Genomic DNA, 19192 nt, shown 5'->3' on the forward strand with positions numbered 1-19192 from the left:
GGTGGCGTGAAGAGGGCACGTGTACGTGTGCCCCGCGGACAGAGGAGTTCCATGACACGCGACCGACTGCGGCAGTGGGCCGCTCTCGACACCACCAGCGGCGTGCTGCTGCTCATCGCGGCGGCCATCGCAGTCGTGTGGGCCAATTCGCCGTGGCGGGAGAGCTACTCGTCGCTGCTGCACACCGAGATCGGTCCCGAAGCCCTGAATCTGCATCTCTCGCTGGCGCACTGGGCGTCCGACGGACTGCTGGCGATCTTCTTCTTCGTGGTCGGTGTGGAGCTCAAACACGAGTTCGTCGCCGGCAGCCTCCGCGACGTGAAGCTCGCCGGGGTGCCGATCGCGGCCGCCGTGGGCGGCATGGTCACGCCCGCGCTCTGTTACGTGGTCGTCGTCGCGGCGGGGGACCCCGAGGGGCTTCGGGGATGGGCCATCCCGACGGCCACCGACATCGCCTTCGCGCTCGCCGTCCTCGCGATCTTCGGTCGCGGCCTCCCACTGCCGTTGCGGACGTTCCTGCTCACGCTGGCCGTCGTCGACGACCTGCTCGGCATCGTCGTGATCGCGACCTTCTACACCGACGAGATCGACTTCGTCATGCTCGGCGGCGCGATCGCGGTGGTCGCGGTGTTCGCCGTGCTGGTGCGTCGGTCGTGGCAACTCTGGCCGCTCCTGATCCCGGTCGGCCTCGTCGCCTGGGGCCTCATGCACGCGTCCGGCGTGCACGCCACCGTCGCGGGTGTGCTGCTCGGCTTCGCCGTGCCCGCGGTCGCCATCCGCGGCGAGAAGATCCCCCGCACCGAACGGCTCGACGAGGCGGTCCGTCCCTACTCCGCGGCGATCGCGCTCCCGGTCTTCGCCTTCGCCGCCGCCGGCGTGACGGTGATCGGCGGTGAGGGCTCGATCGTGCAGCCCGTGTCGATCGGCATCGTGCTCGGACTCGTGGCCGGCAAACTCGTCGGCGTCCTCGGATCGACGTGGCTGATGACGAGGTTCACGCCGTTACGGCTGCCCGATGCCATCGGAATCCGGGACCTGCTGCCGATCGGCATGCTCACCGGCGTCGGCTTCACCGTGGCGCTTCTCATCGCCGAACTCAGCTTCGAGGGCGGCTCCGACGACCACGCCGCGGCTGCCAAGGCGGCCATCCTGGCCGGTTCGCTCATCTCCGCGGTGCTCGCCGCGGTCCTGTTGCGCTGGGATGCGCACCAGGCGCGCGACGCCGACATGAACCGCGACAACATCCCCGACGTCAACCGCGACGTGATCGGCGGATAGAGGTCGGGAGTGGTCGCCGGGCGGGCTGGGTGGACCCGCGTTAGCACTCGGAATGTGGGAGTGCCAAAATCGGTTACACTTGTCAGCGTTTACTGACTTTCGGAGGTTCAGGTGCCCACCTACTCGTATGCCTGCACGGAGTGCGACAACAAGTTCGACATCGTCCAGTCGTTCTCCGACGATTCGTTGACCGAATGCCCGCAGTGCACAGGTCGCCTGCGCAAGCTGTTCAACTCGGTCGGCATCGTGTTCAAGGGGAGCGGCTTCTACCGCACCGACTCGCGGTCGGGTTCGTCCTCCTCGGACGCCGCGTCGTCCTCGTCGTCGGACAGTTCGTCGTCGAGCAGCTCCACGTCCGGCAGTTCCTCGACCTCGTCGGATTCGTCGAGCTCGAGCAGCGCCACCAAGAGCGACAGCAAGGCCGCCACGCCCGCCTGACACGCGGGGCGCACAACTTCAGACCAGAACCTGGGCAGGAGCTCACCCGTCACGCGACGGACGCACCGCCCGGGTTCTGTCGTCTCAGCCGAGTTCCTGGAACCCGCCGCCGGGGGTCAGCGCCCAGCCCACGGCCACATCGTGATCGCCGGCCGGCAGGGAGTCGACGAACTCCTCGTCGTAGACCACCGCGACGAGTTCTGCGGACAGCCCCACGAGCGTGCGGTCGTAGTACCCGGCACCACGGCCGAGGCGGACGCCGGTCTTGTCGACGGACAGGGCGGGGATCAGGATCACCGACGCCGCGCGGATCGCGGCGACACCGAGGCGGTCGGTGGTGGGTTCGAGTAGGCCCCATCTCCCCGGCGACAACGATCCCGGACCGGTGTATCGCGCCCAGTCGAGCGGTGCGGGTTCGCCGGCGGGAACCACCGGGAGCAGCACCGTGACGCCGCGATCGAGCAGTGCGTCGAGCATCGCCGTCGATCCCGGCTCGTCGCCGACCGGCACATACGCGGCCACCGTGACGTCGTACTCGAGCCGGAACGGGCAGGTGTGTATCCACTCGGCGAGGTCTGCCGCAGCCCGCTCGCGCGCGGCCTTCGGTATGGCCGACCGGCGTTTCGCGGCTTCCTCGCGCCGTTGGTCCTTCAGGGTTCGCACGACGCGTCCGTCCTTCATCCCGTGGTGGCTCGCCGACGACCGAACTGTATCCGACCACGGTCTCGATCCGGGTGAGGTCCGGGTCACTGCCGTCCGTCCGGCCGGCCGGGGACACCTGTCCTAGGGTGGATTCATGACTGCGTCCAAAGAAGGCTTCAGTGAGTACGAGGCGGTACCCAACACTCCGCCGATCCCCCGTACCGCGGTGGTCCCGGCTGCCGGGCTGGGGACGCGGTTCCTCCCCGCCACCAAGACGGTGCCCAAGGAGTTGCTGCCGGTGGTCGACACCCCGGGCATCGAGCTGGTCGCCGAGGAGGCCAAGTCCGCCGGCGCCGAACGGCTCCTGATCATCACCTCCCCGGGCAAGGACGGGGTGGTCGCCCACTTCGTCAAGGACCTCGTGCTGGAGAGCACCCTCGCCAAGCGCGGCAAGGAGGCCATGCTCGCCAAGGTCCGCAAGGCCCCGAACCTCCTCGAGGTCGCCTCGGTGATCCAGGAGAAGCCTCTGGGTCTCGGTCATGCGGTCGGTTGCGTCGAGAACCTCCTCGACGACGACGAGGACGCCATCGCGGTCCTGTTGCCGGACGACCTCGTCCTGCCCGGTGGAGTGCTGGAGGTCATGGCACGTACCCGTCAGCGCCGGGGCGGTTCGGTACTGTGCGCGATCGAGGTTCCCGAGGACCGCATCAGCGCATACGGCGTCTTCGACGTCGAGCCGCTGCCGGATGCGAACAATCCCAATGTGATGAAGCTCAAGGGCATGGTCGAGAAGCCCGAGCCGCAGGACGCACCGTCGAACCTCGCGGCCGCTGGACGCTACATCCTCGACCGCAAGATCTTCGACGCGCTGCGCCGGATCAAGCCGGGTGCCGGTGGTGAACTCCAGCTCACCGACGCGATCGCGCTGCTCATCGAAGAGGGCGAACCGGTGCACGTCGTCGTGCACCGCGGCACCCGCCACGACCTGGGCAACCCGGGTGGCTACCTCAAGGCCGCGGTCGACTTCGCGCTCGACCGTGACGATTACGGGCCTGATCTGCGTGAGTGGCTCGAGAAGAGGCTCGCCGACAGCTGATCGCCCGGGCTCCCGCGCGCCTCGGCCGTTCCGGCGCGCGGGACCGATACCGTTCGTCTGTGTTGTATCGAGCAGTGCGGGAAGTGCGGTGAGATGCGGTCGGTCGAAGATCATCTGACGCTCGTGACCGCCGCCGCGGTGGCGCCGCGGCCGGTGCGTGTCGCGATCTCCGAGGCGCAGGGTCTGATGTGCGCGGAGGAAGTGGTCACCGAACATCCGATGCCGGGTTTCGACCAGGCGGCCATCGACGGTTACGCGGTGCGTGCGGTCGACGTGGCCCTGGCCGGTGTTCTGGCGCCCGAGGATCTCGAGGATTTCGATCCGAACGGTGCCGAACTCGTCGACCTCGAGACGGGCGAGCCCATGATCGTGTCGCTGCCGGTGGTCGGGGAGGTGGGCCCGGGGTCGCGGACCCCGACCCGACTGCAACCGCGCCAGGCCGTCCGCGTCGAGACCGGTGCGCCGATGCCGACGCTCGCCGACGCGGTCGTGCCGTTGCGCTGGACCGACGGCGGCGATCAGAAGGTCAAGATCGGTCACGGCGTCGAGAGCGGCAACTACGTGCGCCGGGTCGGCGACGACGTGCAGCCCGGTGATGTCGCGGTCCGCGCCGGCGCGATCATCGGTCCCGCCCAGGTGGGTCTGCTCGCCGCCGTCGGACAGTCGCGCGTGATGGTGCATCCCCGACCGCGTCTGTCGGTGATCTCGGTCGGCAGCGAACTCGTCGACATCGACCGCACTCCCGGACCGGGACAGATCTACGACGTCAACAGCTATGCCCTCGCGGCCGCCGCGCGCGACGCCGGCGCCGACGTCAACCGGGTCGGCATCGCCGAACGCGACGCCTCCCGGATGCGTGAGGTGGTCGAGGCGCAGCTCATCCGGTCCGAGATCGTGGTGATCTGCGGCGCGGTCGGCGGCAGTGCGTCGAAGGCCATCGCCGACGCCCTCGCCGACCTCGGTGAACTCGAGATCGTCCGCGTGGCCATGCACCCCGGATCGGTACAGGGTTTCGGCCGGCTCGGTCGCGACGAGGTGCCGACCTTCCTGCTGCCTGCGAACCCCGTGAGCGCGCTGGTCACCTTCGAGGTGATGGTGCGCCCGCTGATCCGCATCGCACTCGGCAAGCGGCAGCCGATGCGTCGGATCATCAAGGCCCGCACCATCGGGCCGATCGCCTCGGTGCGCGGTCGCAAGGGATACCTCCGCGGACAGCTCATGCGCGACGAACGGACCGGGGACTACCTCGTCCAGGTGCTCGGCGCGTCGCCGACCGGCTCGTCGCACCTGCTGGCCGAACTCGCCGAGGCGAACTGTCTCATCATGGTCGACCCCGAGGTCGAGGAGATGAGCACCGGCGACGAGGTCGAGGTCGCGTTCCTCGCCCAGCGCGGCTGACCGCATCCGGGGCGTGATTGCGCTTAAACTGACTCATCGTGTTCAGGTGGTTGAGCGGCAGTGCGGGCAGCCCGGGTTGGCCGGCGACCCTCGGACCGCTGCGCACCAAGGCCGGGACGGTCACGTTGCGCCCGGTGAAGGTCCGCGACGGCAAGAACTGGAGCGAACTGCGCATCCGTAACCAGAACTCGCTGTTGCCCTGGGAACCCACCGGCGTCGGGAGCTGGGCGGACCGCCATCAGCCCGCGTCGTGGCCGCCCCTGTTCGCGGTGCTGAAGTCGGAGGCCAAGCGCGGCGCCATCCTGCCGTTCGTGATCGAGCTCGACGATCAGTACGTGGGGCAGCTGACGGTCGGCAACATCCAGCGCGGAGCCGTCCGCAGTGCGTGGATCGGTTACTGGGTCGACAACGCGCACGCCGGCCAGGGCATCGCGACGGCGGCCGTCGCACTCGGCGTGGACCACTGCTTCGGTCCGGTCGGGCTGCACCGGCTCGACGCGACGGTGCAGCCGGCCAACGAGGCGTCCCAAAAGGTGTTGAAGAACATCGGTTTTCGACAGGAAGGCCTGTTGGTCCGGTATATGGACGTCAACAAGCGCTGGCGCGACCACATGTTGTTCGCGTTGACGGCCGAGGAGGTCGTCGGGTCCGCGGCCGAGGCGCTGGTCCGTTCGGGTCGGGCGTCCTTTTCATAACTAAGCTCGCGGCATGACTGATCTCGAAATCGTGGTTCGCGGTAACGCACGCGGTCGGTACGCCCCGGAACGCGGCGTGCTCGACATCGCCGTCCATCTCGAAGGTCCCGTGAAGACCGCGGTGTACGAGGCGGCGGTGGCGCTGCACTCCCGGATCACCGGCGCCCTCGGCGAACTCGAATCGGCCGGTGCGGTGAACCGGTGGACCGCCGAATCGGTACGGGTGTACTCGTACCGGCCCTACTCGCAGGACGGCGAGCCGCGGGACCCGATGTACAACACCCGCATTCGTCTCGACGCCGAGTTCGTGGACTTCGAGAAGCTCTCGGAGTTCATCGACACCTGGTCCGGCGAGGAGGGGGTGACGGTCGACGACGTCCGGTGGGACGTCCACGAGGCCAGCCGTCGCGCCCACGAACGCGAGCTGCGTCGGGAAGCGGTCGAGGACGCAATCGCCAAGGCGCAGGCCTACTCCGACGCCGTCGGCCGGGGACCGGTGACCCCGACCCTGCTGTCCGACCCGGACATGATCGACCACGTCCCGTCACCACGCGGGCGGATGATGAGTGCCGCAGTTCCGGGTTCGGCGCCGAGTCTGGAATTGCGGGCCGACGACATCGAGATCGACGTCGCGGTCGACGCGCGGTTCCGCGCCGAGTGACTGAGAGCGGCATGTGAATTCGCATCGACCTGGTCGCGCTACGGCGCGTCGGCGCGGAACTGGGACTTTCGGGCCCTAGATTGTGGAGTGGCCTCGTGTGACCAGAGTGAATGAAGGGAGAGTCGCATGCCCAACTCCGTACTGTGGGTTTGTCTCGTCGCGGTCTGGCTCTTCGTGCTGGTCCCGATGGTGATCAAGGGTCGTCCCCAGATCCTCAAATCGACCGAGGCCGCGAAGAAGACGCGACTGCTCCACCGCGGTGGTTCGCGCGCCACGGCACCGTCGACCGCGCGACGCCGCTCGTCGGCTCGCCACCCGCACGACCCGTCCTGGAAGTCCTCTCGCACCGCGACCGCGACCGCCGTCGTCGACGAGGTCGAGGACGACACCGAGACCGAAACCGAGGACGCCGACGTCACCACCAAGGTTCAGCGCGTCGCGGACGTCGAGGCGGAGAAGCCGACGGTCGAGGCCACGGACGATACCGAGGACGTCGCTGATGACGAGGCCGACGATGTCACCGACGATGTCGAGGACGACGAAACCGCCGAAGCCGACGACGATCTGACCGACGAGGCTGAGGATCTCGAGGTCGAGGACTCCGAAGAAGCTGAGTACGAGGACGATTCGGAGGTCGCCGAGTACGACGACGGTGCCGAGTACGAAGACGCCGAGCACGAAGACGCCGAGTACGAGGACGCCGAGTACGAGGACTCGGAGACCGACGAGTACGAGGACGCGACCGACGATCTCGACGAAGACGAATACGACGACTACGCCCGCGCGTCCCGGCACACCGAGGCCGAGCCGGAAGCGGTCGTCGACGAGGTGGAAGACGATCGTCCGGCTGCGCGCAAGCCGCAGCCCGAGCGGGGTCGACGCAACGTCTACTCCTCGGAGAAGGAACGCGAACTGAAGTACCGCGAGCGCCAGCGGGTCACGCTGGGTCTGTTCGCACTCCTGATCCTGGCGCTGGTGTCCGGCTTCCTGATCGGGACCACCGGTTGGGTCGCGACGGGTCTCGTCGGCCTGATGCTGGTCGGCTACCTCGCGTATCTGCGTCGGGCCGTGAAGGTGGAGCAACAGATCCGGGCTCAGCGACTCGCCCGTGCCAAGCGTGCGCAGCGCGCCGAAGAGGAGCGTCGTCGACGCGCCGCCGCGGTGCCCGAGTTCGCCGCCGCACCGCCGCCTCCGCGCCTCCGACGCCCCGGTGGCGCAGTGGTTCTCGAGATCGACGACGAGGACCCCGTGTTCGAACACCTGCCGCCGTTCCAGCGTCGTCGCATGGACCGCGAGGATCTGGAGTTCCGCCGGGTCGGCTGACCTGCAGAAGACCCGAACAGCAGCAAACTCGATCAGCAGTAGGTTTCGCTCAGCGAAACCTACTGCTGACTCGTTTCAGCGACCTTTGGTCAGCGACGCTTTCCCGTGCGAATCCAGCCACGCCTGACCGCGTTTGGCGGCCGTGGAGAGGGCGAACCGTTCACCGAGATAGGTCGCCGGCGCGCCGACCACCGGGATGTACCCGAGCATGCGGAACAGGATCATCGGCTGGGGGCGCTTCTCGAACTCCTCGTCGACGGCCCGCAGCAGCTCCGCGGCGTCCCAGATCCCGCGGAACAGCGACTTCTTGCGTTCCTCGGGTTCGGTGGGCAGGGGAGCACCGGACTCCGAGGACAGATCGGGTGTCGAGATGTCCCGCCCGCACAGCACGGACGCGAGCAGCGCGACCTGACGGCCGCGGTCGGTCACCTCGTACTCGCGGGCGATCGCGACGAGCACCATCGCCTGGTTGGCGAACCCCAGGTAGGGCGTGATCGGGAGGCGCTTCGCCCAGATGCCGAAGACGCCGGGGAAGGCGACCGCACCGGTGTTGAGCGTCCCGATGCGGGTCACCCACCAGCTGGCGCGCTTCTGCATCGACCGCTCGCTCCAACCCTTGGTGCCGGGCCAGTCGGCGACGTCGAGGAGCTTCGCCGCCGCGTGTTGAGCCTGCTCGATGCGGGAATCGGGGTGGTCGTGGTCGTGGAACGTGTGGCCCTTGAGGCCGAGCGGGTCGCGTTCGGCGAGCACGTCGAGAACGGGGTTGATCACCCCCACGACGTTGCTGAGAACACCGGTCAACTGCTGATCAGACATCCGAGGCACCGGCCCAGCCTAGCCATGAGTCCAGGCGTTTGGGATCCACCGCGGTGGGGCTGCTAAAGTGGCTCCCGGTTGGTCGCACGACGACCCTCCGGGGCTATGGCGCAGTTGGTAGCGCGACTCGTTCGCATCGAGTAGGTCAGGGGTTCGATTCCCCTTAGCTCCACCACAGATCGAGGACTGCGGCGGCAGGCCGGGCCAGTCCTCGTGGCGCCGCCGGGGTAGTGTTGAGTCATCCGGATCGAACACCCGACAGACTGCTGTCGGCGTCTCCGGTGTCAGACAGTAGACAGCGCACTCTCCGTCTGGTGACCACGTCAGGTGGAAATGTGACCTCCGAGCCCCGCACCATCGCCACCGTCGAGACGGTCCGTCGATGAGCGCCCCGCCGCTCCTGGGGCCGCCCCGCGTGCGGTTCGGCATCGACCCGTCCGCTGCGGTCGGTGGGGCCTGGTATCCGTATACCGTCCAGCTCGCCGACGAGTTGCCCGGCGTCCTCGCCGCAGCACGCGCCCAGATCGGCGATGTCACCGGCATCGACGTCAACTGGCAGAGCTTTCGCCGCATCCCCGGACTGGACTCGCCGGATTCACCCATGACACCGCCGCTGATGACACTGACGGCCGGCGGGATCGTCGTGACGCTTCTCGTCATCCCGCCGCGAACCGCGTCGTCGCTGGCTGCGATCCTGCTTCGCCAGGCGAGCAACACCGTGGCACCGGACAGTCAGCTGCATTCGCTGGAATTCCGCCGCGCAGAACGGATTCTGGAGCTGGCCGCGCGGTCGTTGTCTTCTCCCGCCGGGTGATCGCGAGGCCTCGGCCAGGCCATTCGCGGCATCCGCGACCTCCGGCACCGGGAGGAGAGCCGACCTGACCGGTCTGCGTCAAACGCACCACCTGGTGCGAATCGGTTTGTTAGCTTCCAGCCATGAGGACCTCGAAGCTGCTGTTGGGGCTGGTCGTGGCGGCGTTGGCCGGAGTGCTCGTCGCCACCGCCGCGCCCGCGCGGGCCGACCTACCTGTGACCTACAACTTCCTCTCCGGTATCCCCGGAGAACTCACCGACCCGGGTGGATCGCTGCCCGGGGCGAACGACTGGAACTGCAAGCCGTCGGCACGCCACCCCAACCCGGTCATCCTGGTGCACGGGACAGGGGGCTCACAGCAGACGAACTGGGGAACCTACGTCCCGCTGTTGAAGAACGAAGGGTACTGCGTCTTCACCCCGACGTACGGCGCGATCAAGGGCGCCCCGTGGCCGATCAGTGCGATCGGCGGGATGGGACTCATGTCCGAGAGTGCACGCGAACTGGGCGACTTCGTCACCAAGGTTCGGCGCACGACCGGCGCATCGAAGGTCGACATCATCGGTCACTCGCAGGGGACCGTGGTCCCGGCGTACTACGTCAAGTATCTCGGCGGTAAGGACAGCGTCGACAAATATGTCTCGCTGGCTCCCGTGTGGCGCGGGACGACCGTCGCCGCCGCCGATGCCATCGGCCCGTTCGTCCGCGGCCTCGGCGTGCGACCCGAGCAGGTTCCGTTGTGTCAGGCGTGTTTTGACCTCGACCCGGGCGCTGCGTTCCTGCGCAAGGTCGCCGACGGCGGCTACTACGAGCCGGGCATCGAGTACACCAACATCGCCACCCGCTACGACGAACTGGTGGTCCCGTACTGGTACGGCCTCCCGCCGGGCGGGAAGAACGTCCGCAACATCGTTGTGCAGGACGGTTGTTCGGTCGACTACACCGAACACGCGGGGATGGCGGGCTCGCGTCGCACGGCGTACCTCGTGCTGAACGCGCTCGATCCCGAACATCCACGACGCGTGCCCTGTGACCGCGCTGCGCCGTTCACCGGCAGCCCGTTCTGAGCGTCGTGCACAGAGTTCTGCGCCGCGCTCCTCACCGCGCTCTTCACCTCGTGATCGCGGTGGCGGCGGTGCTGCTGCTCGTCGGCGTCAGCTCGCCTGCCCGAGCCGGGGTTCCGCCACTGGGTCCTGACTTCGACTTCGGCGTCGCCCAATCCGGTTTCCAGTCGGAGGGATTCAACCGGGATTCGAACTGGCTGCGATACGGCAAACAGAGCAAAGTGGATCAGCCTGTCGGCAACGCCGTCGACTTCTTCCATCGCTACGCCGAGGACATCGATCGGGCCGCGTCGCTGGGGGTGGGCATCTACCGCACCTCGGTGGAATGGTCTCGTGTCGAACCCGCACGCGGGCACGATGATCCGGCGGGCTGGGCGTTCTACGATCGCGTGATCCGCGAGGTCGTCGACGCCGGTATGCGGCCGATGATCACCCTCAACCACTGGGTGCATCCCGGCTGGGCGGTCGATCTCGGTGGCTGGAACCGGCCCGGGATGACCGACGACATGGTGGCGTTCGCGTCCAGGGTCGTCGACCGGTATGCCTGGGCCGACCCGCTGTGGATCACGTTCAACGAACCGACCGAATACGTTCGGCGCGAAGCCCAGTACGGCGGCGTGGCCCCGCACCACGTGGGCCGGATGGCCGACGGGATCGTCGCCGCCCATCGAGCCATCTACCGGCACATCCATCGCGTGCAGAAGGGTGCGCACGTGTCGTCGAACTTTGCGTACTACCCGATCGCGGGTCTCCAGCCATGGCTGGAATCGATCTTCCCGCAACGGATGCGCGACTCCCTGGACTTCGTCGGCGTCGACCACTACTACTCGTTCTCGACCACCGATGCGTCGGTGGCCTACGGTGCGCTCGGTGAGTTCTGGAAGAGTTCGCAGGCGCCAGAGAGCATCTACTACGTACTCCGGCACGTGGCTCGGCAGTTTCCGGGCAAGCCGATCCGGGTGATCGAGAACGGCTTGGCCACCGATCCTGATGGCCTGCGCCCCGATGGCTACCGTCGCTCAGATCATCTGCGCGACACGGTGTACTGGCTGCAGCGGGCCAAGCAGGACGGCATCGACGTGCAGTCGTACAACTACTGGAGCCTCACCGACAACTACGAGTGGGGCGATTTCGACTCCCGCTTCGGTCTCTACACCGTTGACGCGCAACGTGACCCGTCGCTGGCGCGGCGACCCACCGACGCTGTCGCCGCGTACCGAGACATCACGCGGGCCGGGGGAGTCCCGCCCGGGTATCGCCCGACGCGGCTGCCGGTCCCGTGCTCGCTGGTGGATGTCCCGGACAGCTGTGCCGAGCCGGCGGTTGTGCGTTAAGTACTCCCGCAAACCCTCCGCTTTTCCGTATTCCCACCACCCCGATGGAGGGCGGGAATACGGAAAAAGGGTGAGTGTATCTGTCGGTCAGGCGATTCCGACCGCGCGTAGACCGGCGGCGGTCGCCGCGGCGAGGATCACCACGACCGCGAGCGGGGCGCGCAGGACGGCCGCGAGGATGCCAACGGCAACACCAGCCGGCCGTGCCCATCCGGCGAAGTCGTGGTCGACGAAGAAGGCGCCGGTCAGCGCCACCGCAACCAGCAACACCACGGTGGCCCGGTCCATCAGCTCCTCCGTGTTCGCCGACACGGTGAGACGGTTGCGGAGGAGTGGTCCGGCCAGTCGGATCAGGTAGGTGCCGACGGCGAGAACCGCGATTCCGATGCCGAGGGACAGTCCGGAGGTCATCGGGGCGCGTCGCTGCCGACGAGAGTTCGGGGCGGGGTAGGGGCCGGGCGCGGTAGCAGACTCCGGACGGCTTCGACGGCGGCGAATCCGGCCAGCGCACAAAGGATCGGCAGTCCGGCGGGCAGGAACGGTGTCGAGGCGATCGCGACGGCACCGCCGACGGCGACCGCGGCCCAGGTGGTGCGCGTGCGCAGCGCCGGAACGGCAAGTGCGGCAAGCAGGGCGGGGAACGCGGCGTCGAGCCCCAGCGTCTCGGGGCGGGCGACGCTGCTTCCGAGTAGAGCGCCCAGTCCGGCGCCGACGGGCCAGCAGACGAGAATTCCCGATCCGCACAGCAGGAATGCGGCCCGGGCGCGACGCGGCTCGGATTCCGCGGTGGTCATCGCCGCCGTCTCGTCGTTGATGAGATGCGCCCCGAGAACCATTTCCGGCAGTCCGCGCAGGTGCTTACCCACCGCGAGGCCGTATCCGAAGTTCCTTGTGTTGACCAGAAGTCCGGCGAGGGCTGCAACGACAGGGACGCCACCGGCGGCGAGTACGCCGACGAACACGAATTCCGACGACCCGGCGAGTACGACGGTCGCGACGAGCACGATCTGCCACAGTGCGAGCCCGGCGCTGTGCGCGGCAACGCCGTACGACGCGCCGATCACGAGCACCGACAGGCACATCACGACCACGGCGCGCAGAGTCGCCGAATCGAGTGTTCTCCATGCCGAACGCATGACTATCATAGTGAACACGAGACAAGTGTTCGTCAAGATGGACGATCGGACGGTTAGATGAACAATGCCGGGCAGGTGAATCCGAAAGAGCTGGTCGCCGCGTCGCTGAAGCGCGAACGCACCCGTGCGGGCCTTTCCCTCACGGAGCTGGCGCGACGTGCAGGAATCGGTAAGTCGACGCTGTCCCAGCTTGAATCCGGAGAAGGAAACCCCAGCGTAGAGACGTTGTGGGCACTCTCCACCGCCCTGGGCGTGCAGTTCTCGGCGCTGCTGGACTCGCCGGCGCCGACCGTCGAGGTGATCCGCTTCGGAGAGGGGCCGGTCATCCCGGCCGCCGATGCCGACTACTCGGCCACGCTTCTGTCGACTGCCGCGCCCGGTTCTCGACGCGACATGTACGTCATCCGGGCGGAACCGGGTAAGCCGCGGGTGTCCGCGCCGCATGCCCGCGGAGTCCTCGAACATGTCGTCATCAGTGCAGGTCGCGCCCGCCTCGGGCCCAGCGATGCCGCCGAGGTCCTCGGTCCCGGTGACTACATCTGTTACCCCGGCGATGTCGAGCATGTCTTCGACGCCCTGGAACCCGGCACAGTCGCGGTCATGTTGAGTGAGGCGTTCTGACCGGTCTGTGGGGGCGGGTGACCGCGACGTCGGTCACACCGGTTCGCTTCTTTCGTTACCGGCGCGTAGTGTCGATCGCAGTGTTGCACCCTGATTGGTTGCATCAACGCGTCGTAGAACGCTTCTCTCGCAGGTCGGGGCCCACTGAACGTGGTCGCCGAGGTCGGACACTCGAGATGTCCACCGCCTGCCATTGACTTCATACGGCGAACGAGCCCGCGTACCCGCGTGTTCGCCATCGGCACCGACCTTCGGCAGTGATCTGCCGTCCTGCTCGCGTGCCACGCACAGGAAGAGCTCCGCTCACATAATGACTGCTGTCCTCGAGACCCCCTCGGCAACTGCAACCCAGATCGTCGAGACCATTCCCGCCGACACCACCGCCCCCCAGGTTTCCTTCGAATCCCTCGGCGTGCCAAGCAAACTGGTCGAGGTCCTGGCATCGCAGGGCAAGGCCGACGCCTTCCCGATCCAGGCCGACACCCTGCCCGACACCCTCGACGGCAAGGACGTCCTCGGCCGCGGCAAGACCGGCTCGGGCAAGACCCTCGCCTTCTCCATCCCGCTGGTCGCCGGACTGGCCGAGATGGAGGTCAAGCGTTACGTCGGTGCACCGACCGGCCTCATCCTGGCTCCGACCCGCGAACTGGCCACCCAGATCGCCGCCGTCGTCGAGCCGCTCGCCGCTGCGGTCGGCCTCACCGTCACCACCGTCTTCGGTGGCGTCAAGCAGGCCCGTCAGGAACAGGCCTTCCGCCGCGGCGTCGACATCGTCGTCGCCTGCCCGGGACGCCTCGAAGACCTGATGCGCCAGGGCATCGTGAAGCTCGACGAGGTGGAGATCACCGTCATCGACGAGGCCGACCACATGGCCGACCTCGGCTTCCTCCCGGTCGTCACCAAGCTCCTCGCCGCCACCCCGGCGGAGGGCCAGCGGATGCTGTTCTCGGCAACCCTGGACAACGGCGTCGACAAGCTGGCCAAGCGCTTCCTCGACAATCCGGTCCTGCACTCGGTCGACTCCGCCGAGTCGCCGGTCGCCGCCATGACCCACCACGTCTTCGAGGTGTCGTCCGCGGGCAAGGCCGACCTCGTCGCCGAACTCGCGTCCGGCGCCGGTCGTCGAATCCTGTTCATGCGCACCAAGCATCAGGCCAAGAAGCTCGCCAAGAAGCTGAGCGAGCAGGGCATCCCCGCAGTCGATCTGCACGGCAACCTCAGCCAGGCCCAGCGCGACCGCAACCTCGCCGCCTTCGGTGAGGGAGACGTCCGCGTGCTGGTGGCCACCGACGTCGCCGCCCGCGGTGTGCACGTCGACGGCATCGAGCTGGTCGTCCACGTGGATCCGCCCGCCGAGCACAAGGCATACCTGCACCGCTCGGGCCGCACCGCGCGTGCGGGCAGCTCCGGTGACGTCGTCACCGTGTGCCTGCCGGAGCAGCGTCGTGAGGTCTCGCAGCTGCTGCGCAAGGCCAAGATCAAGGTCACCCCGAAGCAGGTCGACGCCAAGGCCGGCGCCGTCGACGAGCTCGTCGGCGAGCGTGCACCCCGCGTCTCCGCTGCCGAGCGTGCGGCTGCCGAAGCCGCTCGTGGCGGCCAGCGCGGTGGTTCGCAGGGTGGTCGTTCCCAGGGTGGTCGCCGTGGTGGCGGACGCCCGGGACGCGCTCGCGGCGAAGGCCGTGGCAATGGTGCTGGTCGCGGTGAGAGCCGTGGCGGCGCACGCGGTCAGGGCGGCGAGTCGCGTACCGGTGGCACCGGATCGTCGCACCGCTCGGGTGGACAGCGTTCCACCGACGCTCGCTCGGCCGGTCAGTCCCGTTCGGCAGGACAGTCGCGCTCGGCAGGGCAGGGTCGCTCGGCGGGTCAGCCCCGCACCGGTGACCAGCATCGTGCCGGTGGACGTGCACAGGGCGGACGTCGTTCCTCCAGCCGTCCGGCCGGTTCGCCGACCAGCCGCTGAGTCAGGCGGGTAAGAACTTTTGAGCAAGCCGTGGCGCAAGCCACGGCTTGCTTCCCCATGCGAAGGCCCGGCCGGTCAGCGCGGCCCAGGTGGGTGAGATTCGGCCGTAGCCGGTCAGCAGTGCGGCAGTCGGGTCGACGCTGATGTGGACGTCGGGGCGTCGGGGCTGGTCGGGGTTGATGATCAGTTCACCGTCGGTGAACTCGTAGACATAGCGTTCCGAACATCCCCGCAGCCGGATGTCGTAGGTGGCCTGGTGTCCGACCGCCGCCGTCGTGTCCACCCAGCTGGGCAGTATCTGCTGTCGTCCGCGGATGATCATCAGCACCACCTCGGGCTCGACCCACCAGCGGGCACCCACCGCACGCGCGACGTCGTAGCCGTGCACCACGAACTCGCCGATGAGGATGCCCAGCGCGGCGTCGGCCCGGATGTGCCGGTCACCGTCGAATCGCATCTTCGGGACCTGCGCGTTGAAGTGCGAGACGGCGTCGACCAGCGTGTCGAGGTCTTCTCTCAGCTGGCGGGCGAGAGCCGAGACCTCACGGGTCGGCAGATTCGCGATCTGTTTCGCGTTGAAGTCCGGGACGTCGATCGCCTGACGACACCATTCCCCCTCACCGCGCGCGAGCGCCAGAAATCGCGTCGGTGCCAGGGCGACGTGCCCCAGACAGTCGACCAGCGTCCAGCCCGGTGTGTGCGGCACACGCGTCTCCGGCTCGTCGACCCCCTCGACGAGTTCCAGAAAGCGTTCCCCGGTGGTCAGCGCGGCGTCGGTGTAGTCAAACCTCGAGAACATCCCCGTCACGCGTGGTTCCTCCCCCACATGGGCCGCAAGACTACTCGTGCGTGATGCGACGTGCGACACATCCTTCGGAACGGGGTCGGTTCACGGCGCCTATGCGGAACGCGCACAACGTCATCCGATATCGAGCCGCGGTGATCCAAGGTCTGGAGTCCGGGTTCAGGGTGCCTCGCCCAATCGGACGAACACGACACCGGCGACGATCAGCAGACCGCCGAGCAGCTGGATCGGTGCCGGGAGTTCGTCGAGGGCGAGCCAGGCGAACAGCACCGCGAACAACACCTCGGACAGGGCGACGAACGACATCACCCGGGCGCCGAGTATCCGGCCGGCCGCGATCCCGAAGGCGTACGCCATCGCGGCCGACACGACACCCAGCATCAGCAGGGGAGCCCACCAGGGCAGCGAGAGGTCGCCGATGCGGACCGCCGAGGTCGACGCCGTCATCGGCAGCGCTCCGACGAGCCCGGCCGTGGCGAGCGTGATCGCACCGATCACGAGGCCGCCGGCCGCGAGTGCGAGAGGCGGCAGGCCGGTTCGTTCGTCGGCGGAGATCACGAAGTAGGCGGCGGCGCCCACCATGGCGGCCAGAGCCCACAGGACGCCCACCACGCTGATCGAGACCTCCCCGGTCAGGTCGAGGACCAGGGCGAGGCCGGCGAGCGCGAGAGCGGCGCCGAACACGGTGACGCGGGTGGGTCGCTGAGCGTGCCGCAACCACATCCACACCAGCACCGCGACCGGTGCGGTGTACTCGATCAGCAGCGCCACCCCGACCTGCAGGTAGGTCACGGCATAGAAGTAGGCCAGCTGGCACCCCGCGACGGCGAGCAGTCCGTAGGCGATCACGACCCACCCGGATCGGTGGCCGGGGTGCGGTGGCGGCGGCAAGAGTGGCTGCCGGTCACGGAAGGCCACCAACCCGGGAATCGCCAGCACGGCGGCGCCCACCGCGATGCGCACGGTCACGGTCGCTCCCGCCGACCACCCGGATTCGATCATCGCCCGCGCCAGGACCCCGGAGATGGCGAAGCACGCCGACGAGAACAGCGCCAATGCGATTCCGATGGACGGCCGGGAGCGGCCACGGGTCTGAACAGGGCTGCTCACGGGTTCTTCGCGGCCACGATCGCCGCACGCACCGCTTCCCGGCATTCCTCGCCCTGCGGTTCGCCGACGCCCAGGTAGTAGCTGCCCGGACGACCGCTCTCGCCGGCGAAGCCGGTCACCGCGAACCCGTCCGGGGATTCCGGCGTCCCGATCGAGGCGATCCCCAGCGGTACCGACAGTGCCGAGATCCCGCGCTTCGCCCCGGAGTTGACGATCAGCAGGTGCGTCGGATGCAGGACAACGAGCGTCTGGTTCTCCGAGTCGGGGTCGACGGGGTTCGCGCGCCGGCCGAGCAGTCTGCCGATCGTGGACGAGGCAGGTGGGTTGATGCTCCGGGTGCTCCAGGCGGGCAGATCGTCGGTGATGGTCAGTTGGCGCGACTCGGCATGATCACGCAACGCCGCCGCGAGGTCGGCCGGAAGAGCGGACAAATCGGCGCGCACGGTGGTGCGCTGGTACGCGTGCCCCATGGTCGATCAATCTATCCGAGAGCGCACCGGTTTCGAGATCGGCGAGCAACGACGCCACGGTTTCCGCGGAGTCGGTCTTGTTGGTCCCGATGAAGCCGGACGGTCCGCGCTTGATCCAGCCGGTCACGTACACGCCGGGCACCGGCTGCTCGCCGTCCATCACCCGGCCGGCGCGGTGCGGGATGACACCTGTGGCGTCGTCGAAGGGCAAACCCGGCACGGCGACGCCGCGGTAACCGACCGAGGTCAGCACGAGGCCGGCGTCGAGGGTGGTGATCTCACCGGTGGGTTCGATTCCGGTGACGACACCCGCATCGTCGACCGTCAGCCGGTTTCGGCCCACGACGACGCCGGTCGCGCGTCCGTCCTCGCCGGACACTTCGAGCGGAGAACAGAAGAACGCCAACCGGATACGACGACCCTCGGGTTCGCCGGCGGCGGCGCATTCGGCGAGGATGTCGAGCTTGGCGCGAATGGTGGCGTCGAGTTCGCCGTCCACCTGGGCGGATCGGAGATCGGCGGGATCGACGGTCACCGCCACGCCCGAATCCACCAGGCCGATCAGTTCGGGCAGTGTGAACGCGGCATGGGCGGGTCCGCGTCGTCCCAGCACGACCACCTCGCGCACCGACGACTCCTTCAGGGCGGCCAGCGCGGCCGGCGAGATGGACGTGTCGACGAGTGCAGCCGGGTCGGCGACGAGGATGCGTGCGACGTCGAGAGCGACGTTGCCGTTGCCGACGACCACCACGCGGTCGGTGGACAGGTCGACGTCGAGGTCGGTGAAATCCGGATGGCCGTTGTACCAGCCGACGAAAGACGTGGCGCTGGTGACTCCTGCCTGGCCGATCCCCGGCAGGTCCAGTGTCTTGTCGGTGGGGGCGCCGCCGGCCCAGATGACGCCCTGGTGGCGGGACCGCAGGTCGTCGAGCGTGATGTCGCGACCCACCTCGGTGTCGAGGAGGATCTCCAGGTTCGGGTTGCGTGCGATGTCGTCGAACAGGCGCATCACCTTGCGGGTGTGCAGATGGTCCGGGGCGACGCCGAAGCGCGCGAGGCCGAAGGGCCGGTCGAGACGCTCGTACATCGTCACCGAGACCTGGGGATGCCGCAGCAGTTCGTCCGCGGCGTACATCGCCGACGGGCCCGATCCGACGATGCCGATCGACACCTTCTCCTCGACTGCCAGCTGACGCGGCCGGTCGATCGGGGCGAGCGGGAGCCGGCGTGCGGGATCGACGGGGAAACGTGCTGCACCGTCGACGGTTTCGCGGTACTGCGAGGCGTTGACCTCGGCGAATCGCTCCTGCCCCGCGGGCAGGCGGTGACCGGGAACGATGGCGCCGACGGGGCAGGCGCTGACGCACGCACCACAGTCGACGCAGGTCGCCGGGTCGATGTAGAGCATCTCGGCGATGCCGAAATCCGGCTCTTCCGGGGTGGGGTGGATGCAGTTGACGGGGCATGCGTAGACGCACGACGCGTCGCCGCAGCACGCCTGAGTGACGACGTGAGGCATGAGGTCGGTTCG

20 protein-coding genes and 1 tRNA gene are annotated in these 19192 nt (G+C 68.2%); 13 read left to right on the forward strand and 8 right to left on the reverse strand.

Features of this window, described 5'->3' with window-relative positions; translation table 11 throughout:
• Positions 1-51: 51 nt before the first annotated feature.
• Positions 52-1278: a Na+/H+ antiporter NhaA gene (gene nhaA, locus GOALK_RS05535; RefSeq protein WP_006357816.1), complete on the forward strand. Its 1227-nt coding sequence runs from the start codon at positions 52-54 to the stop codon at positions 1276-1278.
• 111 nt (positions 1279-1389) lie between these two features.
• Positions 1390-1716, forward strand: coding sequence for an FmdB family zinc ribbon protein (locus GOALK_RS23360; protein ID WP_081474318.1), 327 nt, complete (start codon positions 1390-1392; stop codon positions 1714-1716).
• 84 nt (positions 1717-1800) lie between these two features.
• Here GOALK_RS23360 and GOALK_RS05545 read toward each other — a convergent pair whose 3' ends face one another.
• The gene (locus GOALK_RS05545; RefSeq protein WP_174324720.1) at positions 1801-2379 is read right to left on the reverse strand and encodes a 5-formyltetrahydrofolate cyclo-ligase; all 579 of its coding nucleotides are present in this window, start codon (positions 2377-2379) and stop codon (positions 1801-1803) included.
• A 133-nt stretch (positions 2380-2512) separates the two neighbouring features.
• On the opposite strand from GOALK_RS05545, the gene GOALK_RS05550 reads away from it, so the two are divergent.
• The 5 genes from GOALK_RS05550 to sepX all read left to right on the forward strand — a co-directional run bounded on the left by GOALK_RS05550 (position 2513) and on the right by sepX (position 7531).
• Positions 2513-3454, forward strand: a complete 942-nt coding sequence (locus GOALK_RS05550) for a UTP--glucose-1-phosphate uridylyltransferase (RefSeq protein ID WP_006357819.1) — start codon at positions 2513-2515, stop codon at positions 3452-3454.
• A 93-nt stretch (positions 3455-3547) separates the two neighbouring features.
• Positions 3548-4852: a molybdotransferase-like divisome protein Glp gene (glp, locus tag GOALK_RS05555; protein ID WP_006357820.1), complete on the forward strand. Its 1305-nt coding sequence runs from the start codon at positions 3548-3550 to the stop codon at positions 4850-4852.
• A 38-nt stretch (positions 4853-4890) separates the two neighbouring features.
• Positions 4891-5547 carry a GNAT family N-acetyltransferase gene (locus GOALK_RS05560; RefSeq protein ID WP_040004022.1) on the forward strand — a complete coding sequence of 219 codons (657 nt, stop codon included), beginning with the start codon at positions 4891-4893 and terminating at the stop codon, positions 5545-5547.
• Between the two features lie 13 nt (positions 5548-5560).
• Positions 5561-6208 carry an SIMPL domain-containing protein gene (locus tag GOALK_RS05565; protein ID WP_006357822.1) on the forward strand — a complete coding sequence of 216 codons (648 nt, stop codon included), beginning with the start codon at positions 5561-5563 and terminating at the stop codon, positions 6206-6208.
• A 126-nt stretch (positions 6209-6334) separates the two neighbouring features.
• The gene (gene sepX / locus GOALK_RS05570) at positions 6335-7531 is read left to right on the forward strand and encodes a divisome protein SepX/GlpR (RefSeq protein ID WP_006357823.1); all 1197 of its coding nucleotides are present in this window, start codon (positions 6335-6337) and stop codon (positions 7529-7531) included.
• Positions 7532-7606: 75 nt separating this feature from the next.
• On the opposite strand, the gene GOALK_RS05575 is transcribed toward sepX, so the two are convergent.
• Positions 7607-8356, reverse strand: a complete 750-nt coding sequence (locus GOALK_RS05575) for a hypothetical protein (protein WP_081474319.1) — start codon at positions 8354-8356, stop codon at positions 7607-7609.
• Positions 8357-8446: 90 nt separating this feature from the next.
• Here GOALK_RS05575 and GOALK_RS05580 point away from each other — a divergent pair.
• The 4 genes from GOALK_RS05580 to GOALK_RS05595 all read left to right on the forward strand — a co-directional run bounded on the left by GOALK_RS05580 (position 8447) and on the right by GOALK_RS05595 (position 11559).
• Positions 8447-8522, forward strand: a tRNA-Ala gene (locus GOALK_RS05580).
• Between the two features lie 207 nt (positions 8523-8729).
• Entirely contained in the window at positions 8730-9161 is a 432-nt protein-coding gene (locus GOALK_RS05585; protein WP_006357825.1) for a DUF5994 family protein, read from the forward strand.
• A 122-nt stretch (positions 9162-9283) separates the two neighbouring features.
• Entirely contained in the window at positions 9284-10228 is a 945-nt protein-coding gene (locus GOALK_RS05590; RefSeq protein ID WP_040004024.1) for an esterase/lipase family protein, read from the forward strand.
• A gap of 59 nt (positions 10229-10287) precedes the next feature.
• On the forward strand, positions 10288-11559 hold the full coding sequence (locus GOALK_RS05595) for a family 1 glycosylhydrolase (RefSeq protein WP_006357827.1): 1272 nt from the start codon (positions 10288-10290) through the stop codon (positions 11557-11559).
• An 87-nt stretch (positions 11560-11646) separates the two neighbouring features.
• On the opposite strand, the gene GOALK_RS05600 is transcribed toward GOALK_RS05595, so the two are convergent.
• Positions 11647-11970 carry an AzlD domain-containing protein gene (locus tag GOALK_RS05600; RefSeq protein ID WP_040004026.1) on the reverse strand — a complete coding sequence of 108 codons (324 nt, stop codon included), beginning with the start codon at positions 11968-11970 and terminating at the stop codon, positions 11647-11649.
• Positions 11967-12695 (reverse strand): AzlC family ABC transporter permease, encoded by a 729-nt coding sequence (locus tag GOALK_RS05605; protein ID WP_040004027.1) that lies wholly within the window; start codon positions 12693-12695, stop codon positions 11967-11969. Before GOALK_RS05605 ends, GOALK_RS05600 begins: the two co-directional genes overlap by 4 nt.
• 57 nt (positions 12696-12752) lie before the next feature.
• Here GOALK_RS05605 and GOALK_RS05610 point away from each other — a divergent pair, with 57 nt between their 5' ends.
• Positions 12753-13316: a helix-turn-helix domain-containing protein gene (locus GOALK_RS05610; protein ID WP_006357830.1), complete on the forward strand. Its 564-nt coding sequence runs from the start codon at positions 12753-12755 to the stop codon at positions 13314-13316.
• Positions 13317-13626: 310 nt separating this feature from the next.
• Positions 13627-15276 (forward strand): DEAD/DEAH box helicase, encoded by a 1650-nt coding sequence (locus tag GOALK_RS05615; RefSeq protein WP_006357831.1) that lies wholly within the window; start codon positions 13627-13629, stop codon positions 15274-15276.
• A gap of 1 nt (position 15277) precedes the next feature.
• Here GOALK_RS05615 and GOALK_RS05620 read toward each other — a convergent pair whose 3' ends face one another.
• The 4 genes from GOALK_RS05620 to GOALK_RS05635 all read right to left on the reverse strand — a co-directional run bounded on the left by GOALK_RS05620 (position 15278) and on the right by GOALK_RS05635 (position 19180).
• Positions 15278-16084 (reverse strand): maleylpyruvate isomerase family mycothiol-dependent enzyme, encoded by an 807-nt coding sequence (locus GOALK_RS05620; protein ID WP_035750860.1) that lies wholly within the window; start codon positions 16082-16084, stop codon positions 15278-15280.
• A gap of 156 nt (positions 16085-16240) precedes the next feature.
• Positions 16241-17191, reverse strand: a complete 951-nt coding sequence (locus tag GOALK_RS05625) for an EamA family transporter (protein WP_040004028.1) — start codon at positions 17189-17191, stop codon at positions 16241-16243.
• On the reverse strand, positions 17188-17661 hold the full coding sequence (locus tag GOALK_RS05630) for a hypothetical protein (protein WP_006357834.1): 474 nt from the start codon (positions 17659-17661) through the stop codon (positions 17188-17190). The genes GOALK_RS05625 and GOALK_RS05630 overlap by 4 nt, the downstream gene beginning before the upstream one ends.
• Positions 17582-19180, reverse strand: coding sequence for a 4Fe-4S binding protein (locus GOALK_RS05635; protein WP_006357835.1), 1599 nt, complete (start codon positions 19178-19180; stop codon positions 17582-17584). Before GOALK_RS05635 ends, GOALK_RS05630 begins: the two co-directional genes overlap by 80 nt.
• Positions 19181-19192: the final 12 nt, after the last annotated feature.

It is taken from the genome of Gordonia alkanivorans NBRC 16433, from assembly GCF_000225505.1.
GTDB lineage: Bacteria > Actinomycetota > Actinomycetes > Mycobacteriales > Mycobacteriaceae > Gordonia > Gordonia alkanivorans.